At 62.1% G+C, this 551-nt stretch carries 1 protein-coding gene; it reads left to right on the forward strand.

Features of this window, described 5'->3' with window-relative positions:
- Positions 1 to 551: AAA family ATPase (locus ACTJK5_RS22980; protein WP_440613315.1), on the forward strand; the 551-nt coding region annotated here is incomplete at both ends.

Consider the following 551-nt stretch of genomic DNA (forward strand, 5'->3'; position numbering starts at 1 on the left):
GGTTCGGGTCTCACGGATGAGCAAAGAACCGCTGTTCGACACATCACATCCCCCAACCAGATTGCCGCTGTGATCGGTTTTGCCGGAGCTGGCAAATCGACAATGCTGTCTGCGGCGCGTGAGGCCTGGGAGGCACAAGGCTATCGTGTTCATGGGGCGGCCCTTGCCGGCAAGGCGGCAGAAGGATTGACCACCTCATCGGGGATTGCGGCCCGCACGCTGGCCTCCTGGGAGTATGGCTGGAGCCTTGGCAGACACGAGCTTGGGCGAAACGATATTCTCGTCATCGATGAAGCTGGCATGGTGGGAAGTCGACAGCTGGCCCGCTTTGTTGCAGAGACCGAAACGCGCGGTGCAAAGCTGGTGCTCGTCGGTGACCATGAGCAGCTTCAGGCGATCGGTGCAGGCTCGCCCTTCCGGGCCATTGCCGAGCGTATTGGATCGGTCGAACTCACAGACATCCGCCGCCAGAAACACGACTGGCAGCGGGAGGCGTCCGTCGCCTTTGCCACGCATCGCACGGCGGACGGATTGCAGCAGTATGCGGAGCG

Source organism: Agrobacterium sp. 22094 (assembly GCF_052046015.1).
GTDB lineage: Bacteria > Pseudomonadota > Alphaproteobacteria > Rhizobiales > Rhizobiaceae > Agrobacterium > Agrobacterium cavarae.